This is a genomic window from Streptomyces sp. NPDC002055, assembly GCF_040296705.1.
In the GTDB taxonomy this organism is placed as follows: Bacteria; Actinomycetota; Actinomycetes; order Streptomycetales; family Streptomycetaceae; genus Streptomyces.
Window position 1 is genome coordinate 1 of the sequence record NZ_JBEOXS010000115.1, and the last position, 2500, is coordinate 2500.

The window sequence follows — 2500 nt, forward strand, 5'->3', positions numbered from 1 at the left end:
GCCCAACGTACCCAACCCTTAGAGCCAATCCTTATCCCGAAGTTACGGATCTATTTTGCCGACTTCCCTTATCTACATTGTTCTATCAACCAGAGGCTGTTCACCTTGGAGACCTGCTGCGGTTATGAGTACGACCTGGCGTGAGAATTATTCCCTCCCGCGGATTTTCAAGGGACGTCGAGAGCGCACCGGACCCAGCAGAGGTGCTGGGCTCTTCCGGCCATTAAACCCTAGCTCCGGATAAACCGATTTCAGGGTGAGAGACCGTTAAGAAGAAAAGAGAACTCTGCCCGGGGCTCCCGCCGTCGTCTCCGCGTTCAGTTGCGTTGCCGCGCAAAACCCACATCCAGGTGCCGGAATATTAACCGGCTTCCCTTTCGCCACACGGCGCGAAGTGCGCCTTTGAAACGGAACTTCCCTATGGCTTAGGATCGACTAACCCATGTCCAACTGCTGTTCACATGGAACCTTTCTCCACTTCGGTCCTTCAAGTTCTCATTGAAGTATTTGCTACTACCACCAAGATCTGCACTAGAGGCCGTTCTACCCGGGCTCACGCCCTAGGCTTCGTCACTGACCTCCACGTCCGCCTACTCCTCAGGGCTTCGTTTCTACCCTGAGGGCGAGGTATGGGTGGGACGCTTGAGCGCCATCCATTTTCAGGGCTAGTACATTCGGCAGGTGAGTTGTTACACAGTCCTTAGCGGATTCCGACTTCCATGGCCACCGTCCTGCTGTCAAGATGTACTAACACCTTTTGTGGTGTCTGATGAGCGTCCACTCCGGCACCTTAACCTCGCGTTCGGTTCATCCCGCATCGCCAGTTCTGCTTACCAAAAATGGCCCACTAGTGTTGTTCATTCGAATGCCCACGTTCAATTAAGTAACAAGGGCTTCTTACATATTTAAAGTTTGAGAATGGATGAAGGCTATATAGCGCCCCCGAGTCCCTAATCATTCGCTTTACCTCATAAAACTGAGTTCAACACTGCTATCCTGAGGGAAACTTCGGCGGAAACCAGCTACTAGAAGGTTCGATTAGTCTTTCGCCCCCATGCCCATATTTGACGATCGATTTGCACGTCAGAACCGCTGCGAGCCTCCACCAGAGTTTCCTCTGGCTTCACCCTATACAGGCATAGTTCACCTTCTTTCGGGTCCGGCCCCGTATGCTCTTACTCAAATCCATCCGAGAACATCAGGATCGGTCGGTGATGCGCCGAAGCTCTCACCTGCGTTCACTTTCATTACGCGTAGGGGTTTTACACCCGAACACTCGCATACGAAGACGACTCCTTGGTCCGTGTTTCAAGACGGGTCGCTGATGACCATTACGCCAGCATCCTTGCGGAGCGCGTACCTCAGTCCGGCGCAGGGTATTACACAACGGGCTATAACACTCCCCGAGGGGAGCCACATTCCCGAAGCCTTTATCCCCCGCGCCAAACTGATGCTGGCCTGTGCCCGGCAAAGTGCACCAGCGAGAACGCTGGATGATTCACCGGGCCCAAGTCTGGTCATAGGCGCTTCCCTTTCAACAATTTCACGTACTTTTTAACCCTCTTTTCAAAGTGCTTTTCATCTTTCGATCACTCTACTTGTGCGCTATCGGTCTCTGGCCGGTATTTAGCTTTAGAAGACATATACCTCCCATTTTGAGCAGCATTCCCAAACTACTCGACTCGTCGAAGGAGCTTTACATAGGCTTGGCATCCGACCAGACGGGGCTCTCACCCTCTGTGGCGTCCCGTTCCAGGGAACTCGGAAGGCGCCTCGCCAAAAGCATCCTCTACAAATTACAACTCGGGCCCTGGGGACCAGATTTCAAATTTGAGCTGTTGCCGCTTCACTCGCCGTTACTGGGGCAATCCCTGTTGGTTTCTTTTCCTCCGCTTATTGATATGCTTAAGTTCAGCGGGTATTCCTACCTGATTCGAGGTCAACATTCGGAAGGTGGGGTGTTTAACGGCGTGGCCGCGCCCGGGTCCCGGTGCGAGTGGATATTACTACGCAGAGGTCGCCGCGGACGGGCCGCCACTCCATTTCGGGGCCGGCGGTGTTAGCGCCGGGTCCCCAACGCCGGGCTCTCCCAAAAAGAGGGGAGCTCGAGGGTTGAAATGACGCTCGAACAGGCATGCCCGCCAGAATTCTGGCGGGCGCAATGTGCGTTCAAAGATTCGATGATTCACTGAATTCTGCAATTCACATTACTTATCGCATTTCGCTGCGTTCTTCATCGATGCCAGAACCAAGAGATCCGTTGTTGAAAGTTTTGATTCATTTGTATTTTGCCTTGCGGCACACTCAGAAGAAACTGTAAAAACAAAAGAGTTTGTGGCCTCCGGCGGGCGCCTGGTTCCGGGCCGCGAAACCGAAGAGGTTCCGGGCGCCGGGGCGGCTCCGCCGAAGCAACGTAAAGGTATGTTCACATGGGTTTGGGAGTTGTAAACTCGGTAATGATCCCTCCGCTGGTTCACCAACGGAGACCTTGTTACGACTT

Annotated in this window: 2 rRNA genes (1 of these 2 cut by a window edge); both read right to left on the minus strand. The window is 53.4% G+C overall.

Features of this window, described 5'->3' with window-relative positions:
* Nucleotides 1–2284: ribosomal RNA gene (locus ABT112_RS34350) — 23S ribosomal RNA — on the minus strand; the annotation flags it as partial.
* Between the two features lie 165 nt (nucleotides 2285–2449).
* A 16S ribosomal RNA gene (locus tag ABT112_RS34355) occupies nucleotides 2450–2500 on the minus strand (it continues 1754 nt past the right edge of the window).